The organism is Bacillus sp. B28 (assembly GCF_029536185.1).
Classification (GTDB): Bacteria; Bacillota; Bacilli; order Bacillales; family Bacillaceae; genus Bacillus; species Bacillus halotolerans.
In genome coordinates, this window is sequence record NZ_CP120511.1 from 3,067,165 (window position 1) to 3,089,917 (window position 22,753).

21 protein-coding genes, 1 tRNA gene, 1 rRNA gene and 2 riboswitches are annotated in these 22,753 nt (G+C 43.5%); of the genes, 8 read left to right on the forward strand and 15 right to left on the reverse strand.

The features are described from left to right. Positions 1–91 precede the first annotated feature (91 nt). Positions 92–1,641: ribosomal RNA gene (locus tag P3L57_RS15335) — 16S ribosomal RNA — on the reverse strand. 472 nt (positions 1,642–2,113) lie between these two features. Further along, positions 2,114–2,215: riboswitch (TPP riboswitch) on the forward strand. A gap of 99 nt (positions 2,216–2,314) precedes the next feature. On the opposite strand from P3L57_RS15335, the gene thiT reads away from it, so the two are divergent. Continuing rightward, positions 2,315–2,893, forward strand: coding sequence for an energy-coupled thiamine transporter ThiT (thiT, locus tag P3L57_RS15340; protein ID WP_044158874.1), 579 nt, complete (start codon positions 2,315–2,317; stop codon positions 2,891–2,893). A 39-nt stretch (positions 2,894–2,932) separates the two neighbouring features. Here thiT and P3L57_RS15345 read toward each other — a convergent pair whose 3' ends face one another. Genes P3L57_RS15345 through P3L57_RS15355 form a run of 3 tightly spaced genes read right to left on the reverse strand, consistent with a single transcriptional unit; the run spans position 2,933 to position 5,556 of the window. After that, on the reverse strand, positions 2,933–3,457 hold the full coding sequence (locus tag P3L57_RS15345) for a GNAT family N-acetyltransferase (RefSeq protein WP_059292680.1): 525 nt from the start codon (positions 3,455–3,457) through the stop codon (positions 2,933–2,935). 26 nt (positions 3,458–3,483) lie between these two features. Further along, on the reverse strand, positions 3,484–5,013 hold the full coding sequence (floT, locus tag P3L57_RS15350; RefSeq protein WP_059292679.1) for a flotillin lipid rafts scaffold protein FloT: 1,530 nt from the start codon (positions 5,011–5,013) through the stop codon (positions 3,484–3,486). 18 nt (positions 5,014–5,031) lie between these two features. Further along, positions 5,032–5,556: an NfeD family membrane protein gene (locus P3L57_RS15355; RefSeq protein ID WP_059292678.1), complete on the reverse strand. Its 525-nt coding sequence runs from the start codon at positions 5,554–5,556 to the stop codon at positions 5,032–5,034. A 167-nt stretch (positions 5,557–5,723) separates the two neighbouring features. Between P3L57_RS15355 and P3L57_RS15360 the strand changes: the two genes are divergently transcribed. Next, on the forward strand, positions 5,724–6,212 hold the full coding sequence (locus P3L57_RS15360; protein WP_044158879.1) for a DinB family protein: 489 nt from the start codon (positions 5,724–5,726) through the stop codon (positions 6,210–6,212). Positions 6,213–6,217: 5 nt separating this feature from the next. Here the strand turns inward: P3L57_RS15360 and P3L57_RS15365 are convergent, their stop codons facing one another. The 3 genes from P3L57_RS15365 to betB all read right to left on the reverse strand — a co-directional run bounded on the left by P3L57_RS15365 (position 6,218) and on the right by betB (position 9,583). Further along, positions 6,218–6,796 (reverse strand): MOSC domain-containing protein, encoded by a 579-nt coding sequence (locus P3L57_RS15365; RefSeq protein WP_059292677.1) that lies wholly within the window; start codon positions 6,794–6,796, stop codon positions 6,218–6,220. An 89-nt stretch (positions 6,797–6,885) separates the two neighbouring features. Then, positions 6,886–8,094, reverse strand: coding sequence for a choline dehydrogenase (gene gbsB / locus P3L57_RS15370; protein ID WP_059292712.1), 1,209 nt, complete (start codon positions 8,092–8,094; stop codon positions 6,886–6,888). Positions 8,095–8,110: 16 nt separating this feature from the next. Continuing rightward, complete coding sequence (betB, locus tag P3L57_RS15375; protein ID WP_059353455.1) at positions 8,111–9,583, reverse strand: betaine-aldehyde dehydrogenase; 1,473 nt, start codon at positions 9,581–9,583, stop codon at positions 8,111–8,113. 200 nt (positions 9,584–9,783) lie between these two features. Here betB and cudC point away from each other — a divergent pair, with 200 nt between their 5' ends. The 4 genes from cudC to ktrB all read left to right on the forward strand — a co-directional run bounded on the left by cudC (position 9,784) and on the right by ktrB (position 13,471). Then, positions 9,784–10,326 carry a transcriptional regulator GbsR gene (gene cudC, locus P3L57_RS15380; RefSeq protein WP_059334714.1) on the forward strand — a complete coding sequence of 181 codons (543 nt, stop codon included), beginning with the start codon at positions 9,784–9,786 and terminating at the stop codon, positions 10,324–10,326. A gap of 207 nt (positions 10,327–10,533) precedes the next feature. Next, on the forward strand, positions 10,534–11,079 hold the full coding sequence (gene bslA, locus P3L57_RS15385) for a biofilm surface layer hydrophobin BslA (protein WP_044160301.1): 546 nt from the start codon (positions 10,534–10,536) through the stop codon (positions 11,077–11,079). Positions 11,080–11,237: 158 nt separating this feature from the next. Continuing rightward, positions 11,238–11,387, forward strand: a riboswitch (cyclic di-AMP (ydaO/yuaA leader). Between the two features lie 71 nt (positions 11,388–11,458). Then, the gene (gene ktrA, locus P3L57_RS15390; protein ID WP_024122619.1) at positions 11,459–12,127 is read left to right on the forward strand and encodes a potassium uptake protein KtrA; all 669 of its coding nucleotides are present in this window, start codon (positions 11,459–11,461) and stop codon (positions 12,125–12,127) included. Positions 12,128–12,133: 6 nt separating this feature from the next. Continuing rightward, positions 12,134–13,471, forward strand: a complete 1,338-nt coding sequence (gene ktrB / locus P3L57_RS15395) for a Ktr system potassium transporter KtrB (RefSeq protein WP_069486997.1) — start codon at positions 12,134–12,136, stop codon at positions 13,469–13,471. Between the two features lie 35 nt (positions 13,472–13,506). Here the strand turns inward: ktrB and P3L57_RS15400 are convergent, their stop codons facing one another. From P3L57_RS15400 to P3L57_RS15410, 3 genes are all read right to left on the reverse strand, one after another. Next, positions 13,507–13,770, reverse strand: coding sequence for a YiaA/YiaB family inner membrane protein (locus P3L57_RS15400; protein WP_010331626.1), 264 nt, complete (start codon positions 13,768–13,770; stop codon positions 13,507–13,509). 107 nt (positions 13,771–13,877) lie between these two features. Then, positions 13,878–14,726 carry a glucosaminidase domain-containing protein gene (locus tag P3L57_RS15405; protein ID WP_069486996.1) on the reverse strand — a complete coding sequence of 283 codons (849 nt, stop codon included), beginning with the start codon at positions 14,724–14,726 and terminating at the stop codon, positions 13,878–13,880. Positions 14,727–14,876: 150 nt separating this feature from the next. Further along, positions 14,877–16,439, reverse strand: coding sequence for an MFS transporter (locus P3L57_RS15410; RefSeq protein WP_069486995.1), 1,563 nt, complete (start codon positions 16,437–16,439; stop codon positions 14,877–14,879). Positions 16,440–16,980: 541 nt separating this feature from the next. Here P3L57_RS15410 and P3L57_RS15415 point away from each other — a divergent pair. Further along, entirely contained in the window at positions 16,981–17,466 is a 486-nt protein-coding gene (locus tag P3L57_RS15415; RefSeq protein WP_044158889.1) for a cysteine dioxygenase, read from the forward strand. A 203-nt stretch (positions 17,467–17,669) separates the two neighbouring features. Here P3L57_RS15415 and P3L57_RS15420 read toward each other — a convergent pair. The 3 genes from P3L57_RS15420 to P3L57_RS15430 all read right to left on the reverse strand — a co-directional run bounded on the left by P3L57_RS15420 (position 17,670) and on the right by P3L57_RS15430 (position 19,938). Next, a tRNA-Ala gene (locus P3L57_RS15420) sits at positions 17,670–17,742 on the reverse strand. Positions 17,743–17,849: 107 nt separating this feature from the next. Continuing rightward, on the reverse strand, positions 17,850–18,680 hold the full coding sequence (locus P3L57_RS15425) for an undecaprenyl-diphosphate phosphatase (protein WP_010331630.1): 831 nt from the start codon (positions 18,678–18,680) through the stop codon (positions 17,850–17,852). Positions 18,681–18,771: 91 nt separating this feature from the next. Continuing rightward, positions 18,772–19,938: an AI-2E family transporter gene (locus tag P3L57_RS15430; RefSeq protein WP_024122625.1), complete on the reverse strand. Its 1,167-nt coding sequence runs from the start codon at positions 19,936–19,938 to the stop codon at positions 18,772–18,774. A gap of 180 nt (positions 19,939–20,118) precedes the next feature. On the opposite strand from P3L57_RS15430, the gene P3L57_RS15435 reads away from it, so the two are divergent. Continuing rightward, entirely contained in the window at positions 20,119–21,105 is a 987-nt protein-coding gene (locus P3L57_RS15435) for a Gfo/Idh/MocA family protein (protein ID WP_059334718.1), read from the forward strand. Between the two features lie 40 nt (positions 21,106–21,145). On the opposite strand, the gene rhaA is transcribed toward P3L57_RS15435, so the two are convergent. Together rhaA and rhaM are read right to left on the reverse strand one after the other, a co-directional pair. Then, positions 21,146–22,420, reverse strand: coding sequence for an L-rhamnose isomerase (gene rhaA, locus P3L57_RS15440; RefSeq protein WP_044158893.1), 1,275 nt, complete (start codon positions 22,418–22,420; stop codon positions 21,146–21,148). A gap of 15 nt (positions 22,421–22,435) precedes the next feature. Next, complete coding sequence (rhaM, locus tag P3L57_RS15445) at positions 22,436–22,750, reverse strand: L-rhamnose mutarotase (protein WP_059292671.1); 315 nt, start codon at positions 22,748–22,750, stop codon at positions 22,436–22,438. Positions 22,751–22,753: the final 3 nt, after the last annotated feature.

Consider the following 22,753-nt stretch of genomic DNA (forward strand, 5'->3'; position numbering starts at 1 on the left):
CGTTTCGAAGGAATGATCCTTCAAAACTAAACAAGACAGGGAACGTTCTGTTTATAAGACCCAAGGTCTTATATTCCGTAAATATCCTTAGAAAGGAGGTGATCCAGCCGCACCTTCCGATACGGCTACCTTGTTACGACTTCACCCCAATCATCTGTCCCACCTTCGGCGGCTGGCTCCATAAAGGTTACCTCACCGACTTCGGGTGTTACAAACTCTCGTGGTGTGACGGGCGGTGTGTACAAGGCCCGGGAACGTATTCACCGCGGCATGCTGATCCGCGATTACTAGCGATTCCAGCTTCACGCAGTCGAGTTGCAGACTGCGATCCGAACTGAGAACAGATTTGTGGGATTGGCTTAACCTCGCGGTTTCGCTGCCCTTTGTTCTGTCCATTGTAGCACGTGTGTAGCCCAGGTCATAAGGGGCATGATGATTTGACGTCATCCCCACCTTCCTCCGGTTTGTCACCGGCAGTCACCTTAGAGTGCCCAACTGAATGCTGGCAACTAAGATCAAGGGTTGCGCTCGTTGCGGGACTTAACCCAACATCTCACGACACGAGCTGACGACAACCATGCACCACCTGTCACTCTGCCCCCGAAGGGGACGTCCTATCTCTAGGATTGTCAGAGGATGTCAAGACCTGGTAAGGTTCTTCGCGTTGCTTCGAATTAAACCACATGCTCCACCGCTTGTGCGGGCCCCCGTCAATTCCTTTGAGTTTCAGTCTTGCGACCGTACTCCCCAGGCGGAGTGCTTAATGCGTTAGCTGCAGCACTAAGGGGCGGAAACCCCCTAACACTTAGCACTCATCGTTTACGGCGTGGACTACCAGGGTATCTAATCCTGTTCGCTCCCCACGCTTTCGCTCCTCAGCGTCAGTTACAGACCAGAGAGTCGCCTTCGCCACTGGTGTTCCTCCACATCTCTACGCATTTCACCGCTACACGTGGAATTCCACTCTCCTCTTCTGCACTCAAGTTCCCCAGTTTCCAATGACCCTCCCCGGTTGAGCCGGGGGCTTTCACATCAGACTTAAGGAACCGCCTGCGAGCCCTTTACGCCCAATAATTCCGGACAACGCTTGCCACCTACGTATTACCGCGGCTGCTGGCACGTAGTTAGCCGTGGCTTTCTGGTTAGGTACCGTCAAGGTACCGCCCTATTCGAACGGTACTTGTTCTTCCCTAACAACAGAGCTTTACGATCCGAAAACCTTCATCACTCACGCGGCGTTGCTCCGTCAGACTTTCGTCCATTGCGGAAGATTCCCTACTGCTGCCTCCCGTAGGAGTCTGGGCCGTGTCTCAGTCCCAGTGTGGCCGATCACCCTCTCAGGTCGGCTACGCATCGTTGCCTTGGTGAGCCATTACCTCACCAACTAGCTAATGCGCCGCGGGTCCATCTGTAAGTGGTAGCCGAAGCCACCTTTTATGTTTGAACCATGCGGTTCAAACAAGCATCCGGTATTAGCCCCGGTTTCCCGGAGTTATCCCAGTCTTACAGGCAGGTTACCCACGTGTTACTCACCCGTCCGCCGCTAACATCGGGGAGCAAGCTCCCATCTGTCCGCTCGACTTGCATGTATTAGGCACGCCGCCAGCGTTCGTCCTGAGCCAGGATCAAACTCTCCGATAAATGGATCGCAGATTGAGTTCACCACATCCTGTGGCAACATCTGCGTGATCTGCATCGTGCAGACCTTAGTTTGACTGACTACGCACATCGCTGTGCGATTTATAATAAAACTTGAATTAACAGGTACGTTTTGTCTTGTTTAGTTTTCAAAGATCATCACCGCTCTCAATGAAGCAGCTTTACTAATATAACACTCAACTTCTTAATTGTCAACAACTTTTTTAAAAGTTGTTTAAAGCTTCTTGTTTTGTCTGCTGTTCATCAGCGACGTTTAATAATATAACACCTATAATTATTTATTGCAATAGTTTTTTTAAAAAATCTATAAAACAATAAAACTGTAATCTTTCTTTATTCTATCTAACTTATAATGCTTTATAAAACATTTATCTAATAAAGAACATTTACCACAGTCAATGTCATCTTGTTGTTTTAACCTTTTTCTTGTATAGTAGAAACGAACTAAATATCCGATGACCACAAGGGGAGCATAAAAGCTGAGAGTGAGCGGTTTCGTTCTGACCCTTTGAACCTGTTAGTTAACGCTGGCGTAGGGATGTGGCAAAGTCAAATGAATTGCAGATTGTAAAGCAGTGCGTGGAACTTTCCTCATCCTTCCGCGTGCTGCTTTTTTGTGTCCTTTTGGATTGTCTATCGATGGAAGGGGATTTTTATGGCTCAATCAAGACAACTGGTACGTCTTATTGAAATTGCAATCATGACTGCTGCTGCTGTCATTTTAGACATCGTTTCCGGAATGTTCCTCCGTATGCCTCAAGGAGGGTCGGTATCCATCATGATGATTCCGATTTTTTTGATTTCTTTTCGCTGGGGAGTTAAAGCGGGGCTTACCACCGGTCTATTGACAGGTCTCGTTCAAATTGCGATCGGAAATCTATTTCTTCAGCACCCTGTACAGCTGTTGCTTGATTACATTGCAGCGTTCGCCGCTGTCGGCATAAGCGGCTTTTTCGCTTCCGCTGTCCGCAAATCCGCCTTATCAAAAGCAAAAGGGAAATTGATCGTATCAATTATTTGCGCAGTTTTTATCGGCAGTTTTCTGCGTTATGCTGCACACGTGATTTCAGGGGCTGTATTTTTCGGCAGCTTTGCACCAAAAGGAACACCGGTATGGATTTACTCGTTAACTTATAATGCTACTTATATGGTTCCGTCATTCATCATCTGTGCGATTGTCCTTTGTTTATTGTTCATGACAGCTCCGCGCTTGCTGAAAACTGAAAAAGCTTAATCTAACCCCCCCCAGCGGCCGTTCCGCTGGGGGGGGTTTTTATCTTCCGTTAAGCAGTTTTTTTAATGAAGCGAGATCCGGCCAGCCGAATCCTATTTCTTTCATGCTTTCTCCTGCGATTTCAAAACTATCCTCGGCTGCTCTTTCAGGTGAAAACGACTGATAAAATGTAATCGAAGGATTCTCCTCTACGACCCAAACAAACATGCTCGTAAAGCCATGATCAAGCAAAAAATCTGTTCCCTTTGTCAAAAGCGCTCTGCCTGCACCTTGCCGCTGCTTTTCTTCTAAAAGGTAAATGGCATACAACTCTCCGTCATAGCCGCTCTGCTCTGAACGAATTGGACCAAAAGATGCAAAGCCGAATACTGAACCTTCTTCATCTTCTGCTACAAAGACCCCCTTTAATGAACGGCTTTTCCATTTGGCTTCAAAATCCTTGTAGTTCAAACCATTTAAGTATTCAGCGGAGACAATGCCGCTGTAAGTTGTCACCCAGCTGTCAACATGCACTTTTGCGATGGCCTTTATATCATCTAGACGTGCTTCTCTTATAGTCACCATTCATTCTCTAATCCTTTCCGCAATGGTTATTCAGATTTTTGAACAGGTTTTGTTTCTTTTAATTCATTTGTCAGTTCGTTGATGCTCTGTTTGATGTTGCCTTTTCCTGAAAAGTTCTCAATCATTTCTTTTACGTCGATTCCCGAAGACGCTTTTAAGCTTTCTTGCAGGCTGGACATTAAGTTTGTCGCATAGCTTGTGACTTTGTTGGCGCCGCTTGAATCACCGTTTCCTCCTGTATCAACGACAGTGATCTTATCAATATTTGAAAGCGGTGCTGATACCTGTTTCGCGTATTCCGGAAGCATTTTGACAATCATATCAAAAATCGCAGCCTGACCGTACTGCTCAAAGGCAGCGGCAATTTTTTCTTTCGCTTCCGCTTCCGCAAGACCTTTTAAGCGAATAACCTCAGCCTCTGTCTCACCTTTTGCTTTTTCAGCTTCTGCTTTTGCAAGGCCGTCAATTCTGACCCTTTCAGCTTCAGCCTTCGCCATTGCTTCTATGCTGTATTTCTTGGCATCGGCTTGGGCGAGCTGTTTGGCTTTTTCAGCAGCGGCAGATTGCTCAACTGAATAGCGGTCTGCATCGGCTTTTTTCTTCACTTCAGAGTCATACTGGCGTTCACGGCGGAGAATTTCTTTTTCTTCTAATTCAATTTGTTTTTGGCGTTCTATAATCTTGACCTGCATTTCCTGTTCAGTCACCTGCTGGCGTGCTTTGGCTGTTTCCAAATCGTATGCCTGGTCAGCGTTGGCTTTTGCTGTATCTTGATCTCGCCGGTATTCAGCCATTTTAAGCTGATTGATTTTTTCAGCTTCGGCAATTTCCGTCGCTCGTTCAAGCTCTGATTTTTTGGCTTCTTTATCGGCTTCCGCCCTCTTAATTCTTGTTTCTTTATCGGCTTCTGCGGTTGCAATGTCAGCATCACGTTTTACCTGCGCAATTCTCGGTTTACCTAGTGATTCAAGATAGCCGTTTTTATCACGGACATCTTTAATGGTAAAGGAGACAATCACAAGACCCATCTTCGCAAGATCCTGTGAAGCGACACGCTGCACTTCTTGAGAGAATTTTTCGCGGTTTTTATAAATTTCTTCTACTGTCATAGACCCGAGAATGGAACGGAGGTGGCCTTCCAGTACCTCACGTGCCTCCTGCTCACGGTCTTCTTTTGACTTTCCTAAAAATTGTTCGGCTGCTGTGGCGATTTCTCCAATAGAGCCGCCGATTTTAATAATTGCAGTTCCGTCTGCCATTACAGGCACACCTTGCTCGGTATACACTTCAGGTGTCGATACATCGAGTTTGCTTGATAACAGACTTAGCGGCTCAGCCTGCTGAAAAACCGGAAGAACAAAGGTTCCTCCTCCGCGAACAATCTTCAGGCGGTTGCCTCCCTCATCAACGTGAACATTTTTATTTCCAAGATAACTTCCTGTAACAATTAACGCTTCATCAGGCCCTGCCGTACGATATTTTGTAATAAATACCGCTATAAGTGCAATGAGTAAAAAGAATACAACTGCGATGACGATGATAATCGGCATTGTCATATGACATTCCTCCTTGTTTTATAAAGATTCATGCGGAGTGACTGAAAGAACTCCGTTTTTGACATCAACAACTAAGACGACTGTTCCGTAACTGATCTGTTCATTTTCAAAGCTGATCGCTGATTTTGAAATCGTACCGCCTATCCCTTCAATCAGTACTTCTCCAAATCCATCAACCGGAACAGCGGTTATGACTTTTCCGAGTCTACCTCTAAGATCACCTTCCCGATAAGTCAATGATTCTTCTGCCGATGATAAAGGGACAAGCACAAATAAATGGAGCAATATCACCAGCAGCACTGAAAGAAGACAGGATAATAGAGCAATAATCAGGCTGGGGAGGGGGAAAACTGTTTCGCCTATATATCCTAATGCGGAGAAAAATGTGAAAAATGAGAGCACCAATGTCGGGTTTAAAAACGGAATAGCTTCGGACAGCCCTTCAAACACATCTCCGAAAAATAAAAATAGCAGCGTGAGGCTTCCGGCTATGATAAGGGTGTAAAGGTAAATCGTTTGGACAGGAATACCGTATAACTCCAATTTTCTCATCCTTTCTAAGCTGCTACTTTAACCGACGGCCGTCGTTACCTTTTATACGAGATACAGAGGAAAAGGTTTCGAAATTTTTCGATAAATTCTCCCCACGAAGTACTTTATAAATGATAAATGCTTTTATATATGGTAATGTTTTTTCAGGAGGAGATATGATGAGTATCTTTAATGAAGCCAGATTAGAAACATGGAATGAAGTAAAAGGACTTTCCGATGAAAAGCTGAATCAGAAGCCTTCTTCTGATGAATGGAGTATACGGGAAGTTCTTGATCATTTGAAGAAAATTGATATGACCGCCCAAAATATGCTGAAAGAACGAGTAAAGGAAGCGCCTGTTAAGGAGATTGAGGAAAAACCGCTTACGGCCGCACAGGATAGAAGCAATAAACGAAAAGCGCCGGCCCATCTTGAACCGGATCATGATTTTATTTCAGGCAGCCAAATGAAACGGGAGCTTGATGTTGTAAGGGAGCAGCTGACAGCTGTTATTGCCTCTCTTAAAGAAGAAGATTTTGAGAGAGTATTGCCGCATCCCGTGTTTCAAGAGCTGACCGTCAGACAATGGATCGATTTTATCGGCCATCATGAAAAACGCCACCTCAGCCAGATTAAAGAAATTAAAGAGAAAATAGAAAGAGTCTGATTTATTCAGACTCTTTCTGCTTTTTGTTTGATGTTCCGCTGGTATGAATGAACGATTATTTCATCACCCGCATACACGGCACCGGGTCTCTCGACAATACATACAATGCCCCTTATCCCCAACGCATGGCGGACAAAAGCCGGTGCAAGCTTTGGCTTGTCCGGATAATAAGACTGGATGACTTCACCCGGCTGGATACACGGATCATTTTCTCCCTCACACAGTAAAGCGGCGCCGCTCGGAAATATAAGCCGGCTTCCTTCTTTTAATGTTGTGAAATCAGGTATACCGCTGATTGCAACATTTGCACCGAGCCATTCGGGAAAAATACTCGGGACGCCCATTTTCAAAGCAATTTCGTCACATTCTTCTGTTGAAACAATTGAAATTTGTCTGCGGTTAAAAATTTCTGTTCCTCTTGAAAACATTGGCTCTCGAGCCCCAGCTTTTTTTGTCAGGCCGAAATGTAAGTCGCCGGGAATGCCGCCATAATCAAAATCGAGCTTGTCCATTTGTTTTGTTACAAAGCCTTCTGTATCTGCAACATATAAGCCTTCCGTTTTTGCGGTCATGCGTTTCCACATAAGCTTGCACCGTCCTTCATCTCTAGGATTGTCACTTATGTTCAATTATCCAAAAAAATCCCGCTCTGTAAAGGAGCGGGATCATCGCATTATACAGTTTTGGGGGTAAGATTAAAGCAGCGCTTGTAGATCCAGTTATATGCTTTCTCATTTAAATCTCTAGGATTACCGAAGGTTTGCGGATCTTTCATCGCTTCTTTTGACAAGCGCTCGATCATGTCAGGCGATACCCCTTGTTCTTCTAAAGTCGGTACTTCTAACTCTTTCACAAGATCGTACATCCAGTTGACAGATGCTTTTGCAGCTTCTTCTGTTGTCATATTGCTTGTATCAATGCCAAACGCTTTTGCGATGCGGGCAAATTTCTCCGGATAGCCCTTCCAGTTGTATTCCATAACAGGGCCCATCATTGCCGCTACACATTGACCGTGAGCGACCGGGATGATACCGCCGAGTGTTTGGCTCATGGCGTGAGCAGCACCCGCTGATTCACTGCCGTAAGAAAGACCGGCAAGCATAGCAGCTTGCGCCATTCCGTATCTGGCTTCGAGATCTTCTCCGTCAGCAAATGCTCTCTTAATGTAGTGAGCGGCATATTCAATCGCCATCAACGCCACTGCGTCTGTAATCGGCTGCGCAAATTTCATTGTGTAGCACTCAATGGCGTGAGCGAGAGCATCAATCCCCGTCATTGCTGTTACGTGCGGCGGCATTGAGACGTGAAGCTCTGGGTCAATCACAGTCAAATGCGCGGCAATCAACGGACCGCCTGTGTTAAATTTGAATTCTCTTTCTTCATCTGTAATAACCGCCCATTGCGTCACCTCTGAGCCTGTTCCAGCCGTTGTCGGAATTGTCGTAAGCGGAGGAATGCGGTTCTCCAGCGGTTTCTTTCCTTCGGCTGCTTCATAATCAAGTACGCTTCCCTCGTGAGTCGCTTCTACCCCGATGGCCTTCGCTGTATCCATGGAGCTTCCGCCTCCGACTGCCACCAAACCGTTGCAGTTCTCTTTTTTGTAAAGCTCAGAACCTTCTTTTACAAGCCGTACAGGAGGGTTTGGCTCAACTTTATTAAAGAGCACCACTTCAATGCCTGCCCCTTTTAATGACTCGATGACAGGATCTGCGACGCCGGCTTTATAAATTCCAGGGTCTGTAACAAGCAATGCTTTTGAAACACCCAGTCCAGCTACTTCTTTTCCTACGTGGTTGATGGCGCCAATTCCGTGCTTAATCACAGTCGGAATTTCAAATGTGTGAAATTTATGCATGCTTTCTACTTTCATATTTAATGTCATCATCAATCTCCCCCTCTTATGAATTGAACCAATTAACCGCTGCCGGTTTTGTGTTGCGATAGACATGTTTGACTTCTGTGTACTCTTCAAGCCCTATTTTTCCAAGTTCCCGTCCGAATCCGGATTGCTTATAGCCGCCCCATGGCGCCTGCGCAAAGTACGGATGGAAATCGTTAATCCAAACTGTTCCCATTCTCAAATGGGCTGCTACACGTTCACACTTTTCAATATCTTTCGACCATACAGCTCCGGCCAATCCGTAAATCGTATCATTCGCCAGTGAAATTACTTCTTCTTCAGAACTGAATGTTTCGACAGTTAATACTGGCCCAAATACTTCTTCCTGAACAATTCTCATGTCAGATTTACAGTTTGAAAAAATGGTAGGTTCATAGAAAAAACCGTTTTGAAGTGCTGGATCTTCCGGACGTTTGCCGCCAGTCTCCAGTTTTGCCCCTTCTTCCAGTCCGATCTCTACATATTTTTCAACCTTTTCTCTATGCTCCGCGGAGATAAGCGGACCGCTTTCTGTCTCTTCGTGAAAACCGTTTCCGAGTTTAATGCGTTTCGCCCGCTTGACAAGCTCTGCTAAAAATCGATCATGAATATCTTCTTCTACAAGCAATCGGGACCCGGCGGAGCATACTTGGCCGGCGTGGAAAAATACGGCGTTTAGCGCCTGATCAACCGCGACTTCCAGGTCTGCATCTTTAAAGACGATATTTGGATTTTTCCCTCCAAGCTCAAGCGCAATTTTTTTAACGTTGCCGCTTGCCGCCCGCATGATTTTTTTGCCTGTTTCAATTCCGCCTGTAAACGAAATTAAGTCAACATCTTTGTTTACAGCAAGCTCGTCACCCACTGTGGCGCCCGGTCCCAACACAAGGTTTGCGACACCTTTTGGAACTCCGGCTTTCTCCATCAGCTTAAAGACTTTGATTGTCGTCAGCGGTGTGATCTCACTCGGCTTCATGACAATTGTATTGCCTGCCGCTAAAGCCGGGGCGATTTTCCAGCTTGCTTGCAGAAGCGGATAATTCCACGGCGTGATTTGTCCGCATACGCCAATTGGCTCCCTGATGATTTTACTTTCCGAATCAGGGATTGGAGATGAGATGATCTCTCCTCCATCTTTATCTGCCAGACCAGCATAATACTGAAAAACATTGGCGATATCGTCCATATCGGCTTTGCTTTCCTCAAGCGTTTTTCCTGTATCAAGGGATTCGAGCTCAGCCAGCTCGTCTAGATCGCGTCTGATTAATTCCGCAATTTTCAGAACTATTTTTCCGCGTTCAAGTCCTGAAAGAGAAGGCCACTCTCCTGCGTCAAAAGCTCTTCGTGCAGCAGCGATTGCTTTAACGGCATCCTCACGCCCGCCCTCGCTAACTGTTGCAATTTCTTCTTGATTAAATGGATTAATAATACTGCGGACCTGCCCTTTTTCGGCACTGATCCATTCACCGTCAATGTATAATGTTTGACTCATCTAAGCCCTCCTTGACGAAAATAAAGTTTGTTAAATAAAAATTTAATGTTTTTAACAACCTTAATCTAACATAAGGTTTTTAAACTGTCAAAGCCCTAATTATGATTTTTCGTTTTGACTTTTCTCTAGGTTTCGTTAAGATAAAGAACATAAAGAAATGACTTAACAAATTTAATTTTCTAAAGGAAAAGAGGGTCAGTATGGATGAAAATCCAGAATTTGCAGCTATAGAACAGGCACGGGATCTTGTTATTGACTCCATTGCTGAAACAATGGATCTTTACGGAATTACCCGAAGTGTCGGGATATTATATGGAACGATGTACATGCGGGACGAGATGACGCTTGACGAAATGCGGGAGGAGCTGCAAATGAGCAAGCCCAGCATGAGCACAGGTGTCAAAAAGCTTCAGGATTTAAATGTCGTGAAAAAGACATTTCACCGTGGCATCCGCAAGCACACATTTGTAGCCGAAAAAGATTTCTTTAAATTTTTCACGAATTTCTTTCCGCCAAAATGGGAACGGGAAGTTCAGGTGAATGTATCAGCAATTGAGGAGGCTCAGGCTGATTTACAAGAGGTCTTGCATAAGGAAGAACTCAATGAGGAAATGAAAAATGAAGCGCAACGTTTATACGAACAGCTGGAAAGTTCTAAAGCCTACTACGATTGGCTGAAACGTCTCGCTGAATCGGTGCAGAGCGGAGAGATCTTTAAATTTATACCAATTGAAACAAAATAATCGAAAAACGTCTGGAAAACCGGACGTTTTTTTGTTTTTCCGCTATATTTACTGCGAATTTGAAAAATACGGGAAAAACACCCCATTTACTTCCATTTTATTTGATGGTAATTTTATGTAGGTAAAATTTGTATTTGGCCTTTAAGAGGAGGTGGAAAGCAGAGGCAGGCCTTTAATCTTTATCATTTATTAGGGGGAATTTTTATTATGAAACGCAAGTTATTATCTTCTTTGGCAATTAGTGCATTAAGTCTCGGTTTACTCGTTTCTGCGCCTTCAGCTTCTTTTGCAGCTGAATCTAAGTCATCTTCTGCTCATACTGAGTCTACGATGAGAGCCCAATCAACAGCTTCATTGTTTGCAACAATTAAAGGAGCGAGCAAAACAGAATGGTCTTTCTCTGATATCGAATTGACATACCGTCCAAACACGCTTCTCAGCCTTGGCGTGATGGAATTCACATTGCCAAGCGGATTTACAGCAAATACAAAAGATACGATGAACGGAAATGCATTGCGCGAAACACAGATCCTCAATAACGGTAAAACAGTAAGAGTACCTCTGGCTCTTGATTTATTAGGCGCTGGTGAATTCAAGTTAAAACTGAATAACAAAACGCTTCCTGCCGCTGGTACATATACTTTCCGTGCGGAGAACAAATCACTGAGCATCGGAAATAAATTTTACGCGGAAGCCAGCATCGAAGTGGCTAAGCGCAGCACACCTCCGACTCAGCCATGCAACTGTAAATAATCACAGAGGGCCGGCTTAACGCCGGTCTTTTTTACGTATTTTGACTCCTTTTCCTCTCCCTTTTCCCTCTATTTCCAGTTACCTTTTCACTTGTATTAAATTTAAATTGACAAACACTAGAAACAGGAGTAAATTCTTGAGTGTTCAATTTCATAAAGTCTCTTTTACCGCTTAATCAAACACGAACGGGGAAACCAATGATTGGCTGTTTCACAAAACGGCCTTGGGGTGAATCTTACTTAGTAAGAAGGGGTACTCTGAATCCCTAATCCGACAGCTAACCTCGTAGGCGTATACAGAGAGGAGGTCTATTTTGACCATTCTTTGTAATGGTCTTTTTTACTTCAAAACGCTAATTTTATTAAGGGAGTCTTGAACATTGGGAAGAATAAAAAACAAGCAATTTGCAGTAATCGGGCTTGGACGGTTCGGCGGAAGCATTTGCAAAGAGCTGCACAGAATGGGCCATGAGGTCCTTGCCATTGATATTAACGAAGAAAAGGTCAATGCCTTCGCTTCCTACGCAACCCATGCGGTCATTGCCAATGCCACTGAAGAAAACGAATTGCTTTCACTGGGAATTCGTAATTTTGAATATGTCGTCGTGGCTATAGGGGCGAATATTCAAGCGAGCACACTGACCACTTTGCTATTGAAAGAGCTTCACATTCCAAATATTTGGGTGAAAGCTCAAAATTATTATCACCATAAGGTGCTGGAAAAAATCGGCGCCGACCGCATTATTCATCCGGAAAAGGATATGGGCGTCAAAATCGCACAAAGTCTCTCTGATGAAAATGTCTTGAATTATATCGACTTATCTGATGATTACAGTATTGTTGAGCTGCTGGCAACACGAAAACTGAATTCCAAATCCATTCATGATCTGAATGTGAGAGCAAAGTACGGATGTACCATCCTGGCAATTAAACATAATGGAGATGTTCGCCTTTCTCCTGCACCGGAAGAGGTGATTTACGAACAAGACTGCCTGGTGATGATGGGTCACAAAAAGGATATTAAACGCTTCGAAAACGAAGGGATGTAGACAAAGGTGGGACTTCATAAGGAAACTGTAATCAAGTGGGTTCGTTTTTCTCCCCCGCAAGTGCTTGCCATTGGTTTTTTTCTAACTATTATTATTGGCTCTCTTTTGTTAAAGCTCCCGATTTCTGCTGCGAAGCCGTTATCATGGATAGATGCCCTTTTTACAGCGGCTTCTGCTACAACTGTTACCGGGCTTGCAGTTGTTGACACTGGGACAGAATTTACGGTGTTCGGGCAAACTGTCATCATGGGTCTGATTCAAGTCGGCGGGCTTGGCTTTATGACATTTGCTGTTCTGATCGTCATGATTTTAGGAAAAAAAATCGGATTAAAAGAACGAATGCTGGTCCGGGAAGCCTTAAACCAGCCGACAATCGGCGGCGTGATAGGTCTTGTCAAAGTCCTGTTTCTATTTTCAATCAGTATCGAATTGATCGCCGCCCTGATCTTATCCATCCGGCTTGTGCCACAGTATGGCTGGGCATCCGGATTGTTTGCCAGTGTGTTTCATGCAATATCGGCTTTTAACAATGCCGGTTTTTCTTTATGGCCGGATAATTTAATGAGCTACGTTGGTGATCCTGCAGTCAACCTTGTCATTACGTTCTTATTTATCACAGGGGGCATCGGGTTTACGGTGCTTTTTGACATCCTGAAAAATCGGCGTTTCAAAGCCTTTTCATTACATACGAAACTGATGCTTGCGGGAACGTTCATTTTGAATATTGCTGCTACGCTGATTATCTTTATTTTAGAGTACAGCAACCCCGGCACGCTTGGTTCCCTGCATTTTCCAGATAAACTGTGGGCTTCGTATTTTCAGGCAGTGACGCCGAGAACCGCGGGCTTCAACTCTGTGGATTTTGGCAGCATGAGAGAAGGCACCATTGTATTTGTCCTGCTGCTGATGTTTATCGGAGCGGGCAGTGCTTCAACGGCGAGCGGTATTAAGCTGACTACTTTCATCGTGATTTTAATGTCTGTCATCGCTTATTTAAAAGGGCATAAAGAAACTGTTATTTTTCGCCGGACCATAAAATATCCGATCATTATTAAGGCCTTAGCAGTCAGTGTTATCAGTTTGTTCATCGTCTTTATAGGGATTTTCGCCTTGACCATTACAGAACAAGCGCCGTTTATACAGGTTGTTTTTGAAACCTTTTCCGCATTCGGAACAGTCGGACTGACAATGGGGCTGACTCCCGAACTGACAACAGCGGGGAAATGTATCATTATCGCGATTATGTTCATCGGAAGAATCGGTCCGTTGACGTTTGTTTTTTCATTTGCTAAAACAGAAAAATCAAATATTCGTTACCCTGACGGCGAGGTGTTTACTGGGTGATGTAAAAAAATCCGGCATATTACATGCCGGATTTTTTATGATTCAATATGAGATTGATTTTGTCTTTTTTCCTGCTCCGCGATGATATCATTATCTTCTGCGTTATCACGCGTCACTTTTTGTGTAAGGATCGCGCCAACCGCTACAAGGATCATCACTGCAATGTAGTAGCCTTTTTCATTGAGTTCGAGATTATCAGCGTTATAGAGTCCGATACAAAACAAAAATACTCCCGCAAAAAAAGTGAAATAAGCTAATACAGTAAAGGCAACCGTGTTTCTCCGTCTATATTTCTGCACCTTTGTTCCCTCCTGAAGCATAGTTATTAAGTGATAACTTCCGTGGAATATTATACCTCAAATTCCCCTGAATGGAACAAAAAAATAAAAATACCAGGAGAAACGGCTCAGGTTGCTTCCTTTATTTCAACAGCTGAGTCATCAATCCAGCCGACCAGTTTATTATTGACTTGGAATTGGTACCATACGGACTGGCCTTTCTGTTTTTTAGATACAACCTTTATATCCTTGCCAACATAAGATTGCGCAGAGGTCAGCTTAATGGATTGATCATCAGTAGAAGGCTTAGACCATACATCTTGAACGGCGCTGTCTTTGATGGAGCCTTTTAAATCCACAGATTTCAGAGATGGATTCACCTCATCGTATTCATCTAAATCGTACTTTTCCACAATGGCGCTGATTTTATCAGCATATTCCGGGTCTGTGGCATAGCCTGATGTTTGAAGAGCGCCTGCTGCTTCTTGATAATCCTCAGCTTCAAGCACCGGCTTATACTTCTTTTTATTCCACGATGTGCCTTGGACAAATAATTTGGCGTGATCATCCATTGATTCAAAAAACGTGCTGTATTTGCGGAATTTCGCGCGAATCGTTTTTCTTTCCCCTTTTTCAAATTCATCGGTATCCATGGTGACGTGATGTCCTTTATAATTTCCTTTTACGCCAAACAGGTTGTTGGCTTTAGAGGCAAGCTCGCTGTTTCCCCAGTCAGATTCGAGTATGGCCTGAGCTATCGTTATGCTGGGAAGGATATGATATTTTTCATATAAAATTTGAGCATGTCCGGAAAGGCTGTCAATAAATACTTGCTGTTCATCAATTTCTTCAGGTTCTTTGGATGTTTCAATTGGCTTTGAAAGAGTTGTCACTAAAACAAACAAGGCTAGCGGAATCGATACAACGAAAAATAGAGAGATGAAGAGTCTACGTTTTTTCAGTTTTTTACGGGCCATGAAAACCTTCCTTCGATTTAAAAGATTACGAGTGTAAAAGAATCTACCTTTAAGAATTTTACTTGTACTTCTAATATTTTTCAATTCTTTAGGGATAAAGTTTGAGAGAGAACACACAAAAAACCTTTCCCCTCAAGGGAAAGGCAGTGATCATGTATCTATTTTTGTAAAACTGTGCTGTTTAAAATGTCTGAGCGCATCACGATATTCTTGATCATGTATGACTTTATGAGATTTTACGGCAGCCTTTGTCAGTCCATGTGCGGAAACAGCCGTTTTTTCCGGAGCAGATTTTCCTTTATCATGAGGCTTATGAGCCAGCTTGTGCCCCATTCCGGTGGCGTTCATACAAAACGATAAACAAACGAGCAGCACGCTCAGGATAAAAGAAATCAAAAAAAGATCATGATAGGCAGTCATCATAGAATCCTGCATCGATCCGTTTTGTCTGGCAGCATCCTTTTTCGTGAAATAGCCGATCAGGATAGGCACACCCATATAGACAAACAATCTTAAAAACTGAACAGCTGTCATTCTTTTGACCAGATCAGGAAGCGGGCCGCCCATAGCGGCTCCCATTAGTCCTGCTGCGACCGTCAGGCCGGTTCCTGCTGCCAGCATGATGAACAGCGCCGCAAACACATAGAGAGACGATTGATACTGCATATGAAGCCATTGACAATTCACAAAAACGAGAATGAGAGAACCTATAATCCCCAGCACCCCTGGTCCGACTTTATCATATAACAGGGCACTCGCAATAGCTGCGATGGCCACTCCAATCAATAGAGTCATGTTTAAAAGAATGAGATGATCTCGGGATATATCATACATTTGACGAAGCAAGCCTTGAAAAGCTGCCAGGCTGACAGCTACCGTAATCGTTCCTGCCGCTATGATAAATAAACCGAGCACAGGTTTAGGCAGCAGCATCTGTTTAATTGAGATGAAAGGGTTTTTCACCTTATATTCTACAAATAACAGAATGAGGAGCAAACATAAAGCAACCCCAAAACCAGCCCGTACATAACCTGATGAAAAGCCCCATTTTTGCAGAAAAATGAATGAAAACGCTGAGGCTGCGGCCACGCATACAGATAAAATGATCCCTGCTCTGTCGAGTGATGACTGTTCCTTTTCTGATCCCCCATGATGTTCATCATAGAGAAAGAAATAACTCACTGCGACGCCGATCAAAGACAATGTGCCAAAGGTAAAAAACAGCCATCTCCAGTGGCCGTAGCTCAACGCGATCGTTCCTAAAATCGAACCGATAATAACAGAGCCATAGAACCCGCCGATAAGCACCAGTAGTGCGTAATTCCGCCGGTCAATCGGAAATGACAGGACTAGCATCGGAATCATAATCATCAGCATAACACCTGTAGCCGCTCCCTGTAAAAAGCGTCCTGCCGCCATCCAGACAATATCGCTTGAAAATGCGAAGAGTAGTGAGCCAAGTATAAAAACGGGTAATGAAGCCAGATAGATCGGACGGGCACCGAACTTTTTCCTTAGCAGCGGTCCTGCCGGAACGAATAAAGCGAAGGCCATATTGCCGATCAATATTGGATTTACTGATGTGAAGTCACTTGTTCCAACCGTCTTCTGAACAAGGCCTTGAACTGACGACAATGCCGTGTTAGACATCAATCCCGGCCCGACTGCTAAAACAGCGAGCAAAGAAATCACCCAATAGTGTTTTGTCTTCATGTTGTCATTCCTTCCTATATGAATACATACGAAACACATCATTTTTTAAAAACAAAAGAAGCTAATAGATTTTGCATGCCATTAGCTTTCATTCGGATTCTCTCCCCATCATGGGAAATGATATTATTTTATGATAATATGTGAAAAAATGAGCATATACTCAAACATTATTCCAAACTGATTGTGTTTTGTCAATGGCTCAAATTTCAAGCACAAATCAAAAACCTGAACGGCTTTTGCCCGATATCGTGACTTATGAGTCCCTGCCTGCTCCCTCAAGCGATTTAAAGCAGGCCGTTTTAAAAGTAATCCTATCGGTCTTCGCTTGGGTAATGACGGCACCTTTCAATTCACTGTTTTCATCAAAATTCAAACTAATCAACCCGAATAAGTTGATAATAAGAACAACATGTTGACCGCACAATTTTTTTGTGTTCACTAGGCATTTGCCGCCTCTAAATTGTCTATGGGTAAATATCATGAACTAATCTGCGAAATACCAATGTCAGGAAATTTCAAATAATCCGGGAGGTAAAAACGAATGGAACTGTATAAGTGTATCGAAGAAATTTTTAGCGGCTTGAAAAATCCATCGGTTAAAGATTTGGCAGCTTCTTTAAAACAAATTCCAAACGCCTCAGAATTGAGTCAACCATATATAAAGGAACCAGACCAGTACGCTTACGGCCGAAATGCCGTCTATAGAAACAATGAATTAGAAATGATCGTGATTAACATTCCTCCAAACAAGGAGACAGCAGTCCACGATCATGGTCAATCCATTGGTTGTGCAATGGTGTTAGAAGGAAAACTTCTCAATTCTATTTATCGCTCAGCCGGCGATCATGCAGAACTCTCCAATTCATATTTTGTCCACAAAGGAGAATGTCTTATTTCAACCAAAGGTTTAATTCACAAAATGTCCAATCCGACTTCCGAACGAATGGTGTCTCTTCATGTCTACTCACCCCCTTTGGAAGACATGACGGTCTTTGAAGAACAAAGTGGTGTATTGGAAAATTCATGATTTACAGCCTGAACTACTTTACTTGATTAGTTTGTTATATGTCATTTTTCAAACGCAGGAGCCTAACGAAGGAATATCTGACTTTATCATTAGTTTATGAAATGCTCCTGGGGACAGATGATTTCGGATCAACAGAAGGGTTCAACAATGAACCCTTTCTATAAAAAACAAAAAAACCCTTATAGAATAAGGGTTTACAGGTATGGAGCCAAGGGGGCTCGAACCCCTGACCTCTACGCTGCCAGCGTAGCGCTCTCCCAGCTGAGCTATGGCCCCGTATGTAACGTCATGTTTATTATAGATGATTTTTTTTTGAAAAACAAGCTGTTCCTTTCTAATTGTCAGAAAAAAATAAGGCCCTTTCCGGAGCCTTATTTTTCGATTTACATCATAAACAAAAGTAAAATCACGCCGAGAATGATTCGGTAGATTGCAAACGGAACAAGTTTGATTTTGTTAATCAGTCTTAGGAAGAAACGGACCACAAACAGCGCAACAACAAAGGCACAGATAAAGCCGACGATAAAAAACGGCATTAAATCCGAGCTTAAGCTGTCCCAGTGTTTCACTAGGCTTAAGGTGCTGGCCCCCATCATAATCGGCATTGCCATAATGAATGTGAAATCGGCTGCCGCACGGTGATTCAACCCGAGAATAACGCCCCCGGAAATCGTTGAACCGGACCGTGAGAAACCCGGCCAAAGGGCAAGACATTGGAATAAACCGACGCCGATTGCCTGCTTATAGGAAATACGGTCTAGGGTGTCTGTCGTTTCTTTCCGTTTATTAATCCAATCGGCTGCAAGCATTAAAACTGCCCCGGCAATTAAGCCAATGGCCACGGTGCGGACTGAAAATAAATATTCATCAATATAATCCTCAAACAAAAAGCCGAGAACCGCGGCAGGCACAAGCCCTACTGCGATTTGGGCAATGCTTAATTTGTGACCATGCTCTTGGTCACTCGTGATATTTTTTTTCAAGCCAAGCAAGTTCAAAATCCTGTCTTTAAACACGATCGCAACCGCTAAAATAGAGCCAAGCTGAATGACAACTTTAAATGAGTTGGCTGCTTCTTCAGACATGAGACTGCCTGATTTAAGCCAGATATCGTCTACTATAATCATATGTCCTGTCGAAGAAACCGGTGCGTACTCTGTTAATCCTTCTACGATTCCTAAAATAGCAGCTACAAACAATTCCCATAGAGTCATGATTTTAATTCTCCCCATTAGACATTTATTTTTTATATAACGGGAGCCTTCCATAAATGGAAAGCCCGTCTTATATAACTATAAATGAAATTTATGCTTTATGACTCTTTGCATTTTCATTTTTTTCTTCATCGTATAGATGCGACTGCATTTTAAACCAGTCAAATAAATGTGTCGTAATGACTTTGGCAACTGCATAGCCCGGAATCGCAAGAATAATTCCGATAACACCAAACAGCTTGCCGGCAGTTAACAGCAGAAAAATAATGGTGATTGGGTGGATATGAAGGTTTTTCCCCATAATTTGCGGGGAGATCAGTTTCCCTTCAATAAGCTGAACAATTGTCCAGACGATCACAAGCTTGAGCAGCATCAGAGGCGATGTCACAATAGCGATAATGATCGCAGGCGTAATGGCGATTGTCGGACCTAAATACGGCACGATGCTTGTACAAGCAGCAATAACAGCAAGTAGCGAAGCGTAATCCAGCCCGATGATTAAATAGCCGATAAACAGCAAAAATCCAATGCAGAAGCTGACAATGATCTGTCCCCTGATATAAGAACTTAGCCGATGATTCATTTCGCTTAAAACTGTGTATGTTTGCTCTTTTAATTGTGTCGGCACAAACTTCAGTATGTAGATCGGCAATTTCTTTCCGTCCTTTAACAGATAGAAAAGAATAAATGGAACTGTCACGATCGAAATGATAATCTCAGTTAAGGCGCCGATAAAATTCCCAACGCCGGTAAAGGTGCTGTTTACAATCGTCGCTGCCTGATCTGACACCTTTGTCGCGAGATCAGATATATTAATGTTCATCGTTTGCTGCGCCTGATTGACAAAGTTACTGCCGATCAGTTCTTTTGTCTGATTCTCAACAACATCCACATATCTCGGGATGTTGTCAATCAAACTCATAATTTGCTCTTTTAAAAAGGGGATAATCGACACGATTGTGATCGTGATCAGCCCGATAATCAACAGATATAACAGCAAAATAGAATAGATTCTTCTGATTCTTCTTCTCTCAAGGAAATCAACGACAGGGTTTAACAGATAAAAAACAATGCCTGTTAAAATAATCGGAAGCGATATCGTTTTGAGCAGAACAATGATCGGGGTGAAAATAAATGATGTTTTTGTAAATACGAGAATATTTAAACCAATCAGCAGCAGAACAAGCAAAAATAAAACAAACTTATTGTCCAAGAAGAATCGCTTGAATCTGCCGCTCCATGTTTGCAACGTCTCCACTATCGTTCCTCCGTCATACATAGTTTAAGTAAATTGTACACTATCGTACCTATAATGAAAAATAAAAACCGCTAATTGCTGGAAAAACTTCCTTAACTAAAAAATGTGATTTGATCTATCATGTGCTTTTCTTCTTTTTAAGCTATAATTTAGCTATATCATACAAAAGGAGCGATATGCGTGATACGATTTGCAATAGTAGGAACCAATTGGATTACAGACCGCTTTCTAGAAGCAGCTTCGGAAATTGAAGATTTCCGGCTCACAGCCGTTTATTCAAGAACACCTGAACGCGCCGCTGAGTTTGCCGCTCGGCATGGGGCTGCACATACCTTCTCCGACCTTCAGGAAATGGCGGCAAGCGATGGCTTTGATGCTGTATATCTCGCCAGCCCGAATGCTCTTCACAAGGAGCAGGCGATCCTCTTTATGAAACATGGCAAACATGTGTTATGCGAGAAACCGCTTGCTTCAAATACCAGAGAAACAGAAGAAATGATTTCAGCCGCCAGAGCGAATGGTGTTGTCCTCATGGAAGCAATGAAGACCACATTCCTGCCTAATTTTAAAGAGCTGAAAAAACACTTCCACAAAATCGGCACAATCCGCAGATTTATTGCAAGCTACTGTCAGTACTCTTCAAGGTATGATGCGTTTAGAAACGGAACTGTTTTGAACGCGTTTCAGCCAGAGCTGTCTAACGGCTCATTGATGGATATCGGCATCTATTGTATTTACCCTGCCGTTGTGCTGTTTGGAGAGCCGAAAGCCGTGAAAGCGAACGGATACACGTTATCTTCCGGCGTTGATGGAGAAGGTACCGTCATTCTCTCATATGACGGGTTTGAGGCCGTACTGATGCATTCTAAAATCTCAACTTCCTACGCGCCTGCTGAAATCCAAGGAGAAGACGGGACAATTGTAATGGATACGATTCATCGTCCTGAACGAGTGGAAATCCGCTATCGTGACGGCCGCCTGGAAAACATTTCGCTCTCTGATCCTAAACCGGCAATGTATTACGAAGCGGCTGAATTTGTTTCACTCGTGAAAGAGAAGAAACAGGAATCTGAAGAAAATACATATGAACGCTCCTTGATCACTGCTAAAATCATGGAGGAAGCAAGAAAACAGATGGGTATTGTGTACCCTGCTGATCAAGCCTAAAAAAATCCGCCCGCGGCATGTTGCACGCGTGCGGATTTTTTTAAACGATCGGTGAGGATGCCTGTCTTTTGAAAAGCACGTTTTGTTCATATGCTTTGATATCATCAAGCCAAGCCTCTTTTACCGGTACTCCCATTTGCTCACAGTAATAATCCCAGATGGCACCGAAAGGATAAGTTTTAAATTCCTCCATCAGCGCCAGCCTTTCTGTAAAGCGCCCCTCATCCTGCAATTGTTTTAAATGGTCATTCGGAAGAAGCAAAGCGTACATTAAAGCTTTCATCATATTTCTCGTTCCGATAGTCCAGGCGGCGACACGGTTAATGCTGGCATCGAAAAAATCCAGACCGATGGCGACTTTCTCTAATGCCTGATTACGGACGATCTCAAGGGCGATTTCTCTCAATTCATCGTCTAACATCACGACATGGTCACTGTCCCAGCGAACGGGCCGGGATACGTGCAAGGCAAGTTTGTCTGTGTAAAGCAGCATCGCCGAGATCTTGTTTGATACCGTTTCTGTCGGGTGGAAATGTCCCGTATCGAGCAAGCATAACTTATGGTTCGTTAAAGCATAGGCTAAATAAAACTCATGAGACCCGACGACATATGATTCTGATCCAAGTCCGAACAGCTTGCTCTCGACCGAATCAACATTGTAATCTTCACTGATTTCCTCGCGGAATATCCGATCCAATGATTCTTTTAATCTTTTACGCGGCGTCAGCCTGTCACTCGGAATATCCTTATAGCCGTCCGGAATCCAAATATTCGTCAAGCAAGGCGTGCCTAATTCTTTGCCGAAATACGCTCCGATGCGGCGGCACGCGATGCAGTGATGAATCCAAAACTCCCGGATGGATGGATCAGGGTGTGCGAGTGTAAGCCCGTCATCCGCTTTCTCATGTGAAAACAGTGTCGGATTGAAATCTAATCCGATACCAAGACCCTTCGCCCACTTCACCCAATTTTCAAAGTGATGCGGCTTCAGCTGATCACGTTCTACAACTTCTCCGTTTGTTTCTGCATATATAGCGTGCAGGTTGACCCGATGCTTTCCTGGGATGAGAGACAGAGCTTTCTCCAGATCTCTTCTTAATTCTTCCGGGGTTTGCGCTTTTCCGGGATAATTGCCTGTGACGTCAATGCCGCCGGAAAGCTCGCCCTTATTCACTTCAAACCCTTCAATGTCATCACCCTGCCAGCAGTGGATTGAGATCGGAACTTGCTGCAATTGCCGGAACACAGCTTCAACATCAATTCCCCATTTTTCATATTCTTGTTTTGCACTGTCATAATTCGCTTTTATCGTCATACGGCTCTCTCCCTTTTATTCGAAATAAAAGACTTCCTTCAGATCGATTGAAACGGGACTGTCATCAGCGTTTGTTTTCATTAATGGTGCCATTGATTTCCACCATCTGCGGCACACCTCTGTGTCCGCCATCTTCTTCCACTTTTCCTCATCCTCTATCTCTAAATAAGCAAATAACCGGCCTGTCTCTTCGTCTAAAAAAATAGAATAGTGATGCGCCCCATGGGCTTTAAGCGCTTCCGCCATTTCTGGCCAAATGTCATCATGCCTCTGTTTATATTCCTTGAATTTATCTTTATGGACGAACATGATACTCGCTTTTCTTTTCAAGCT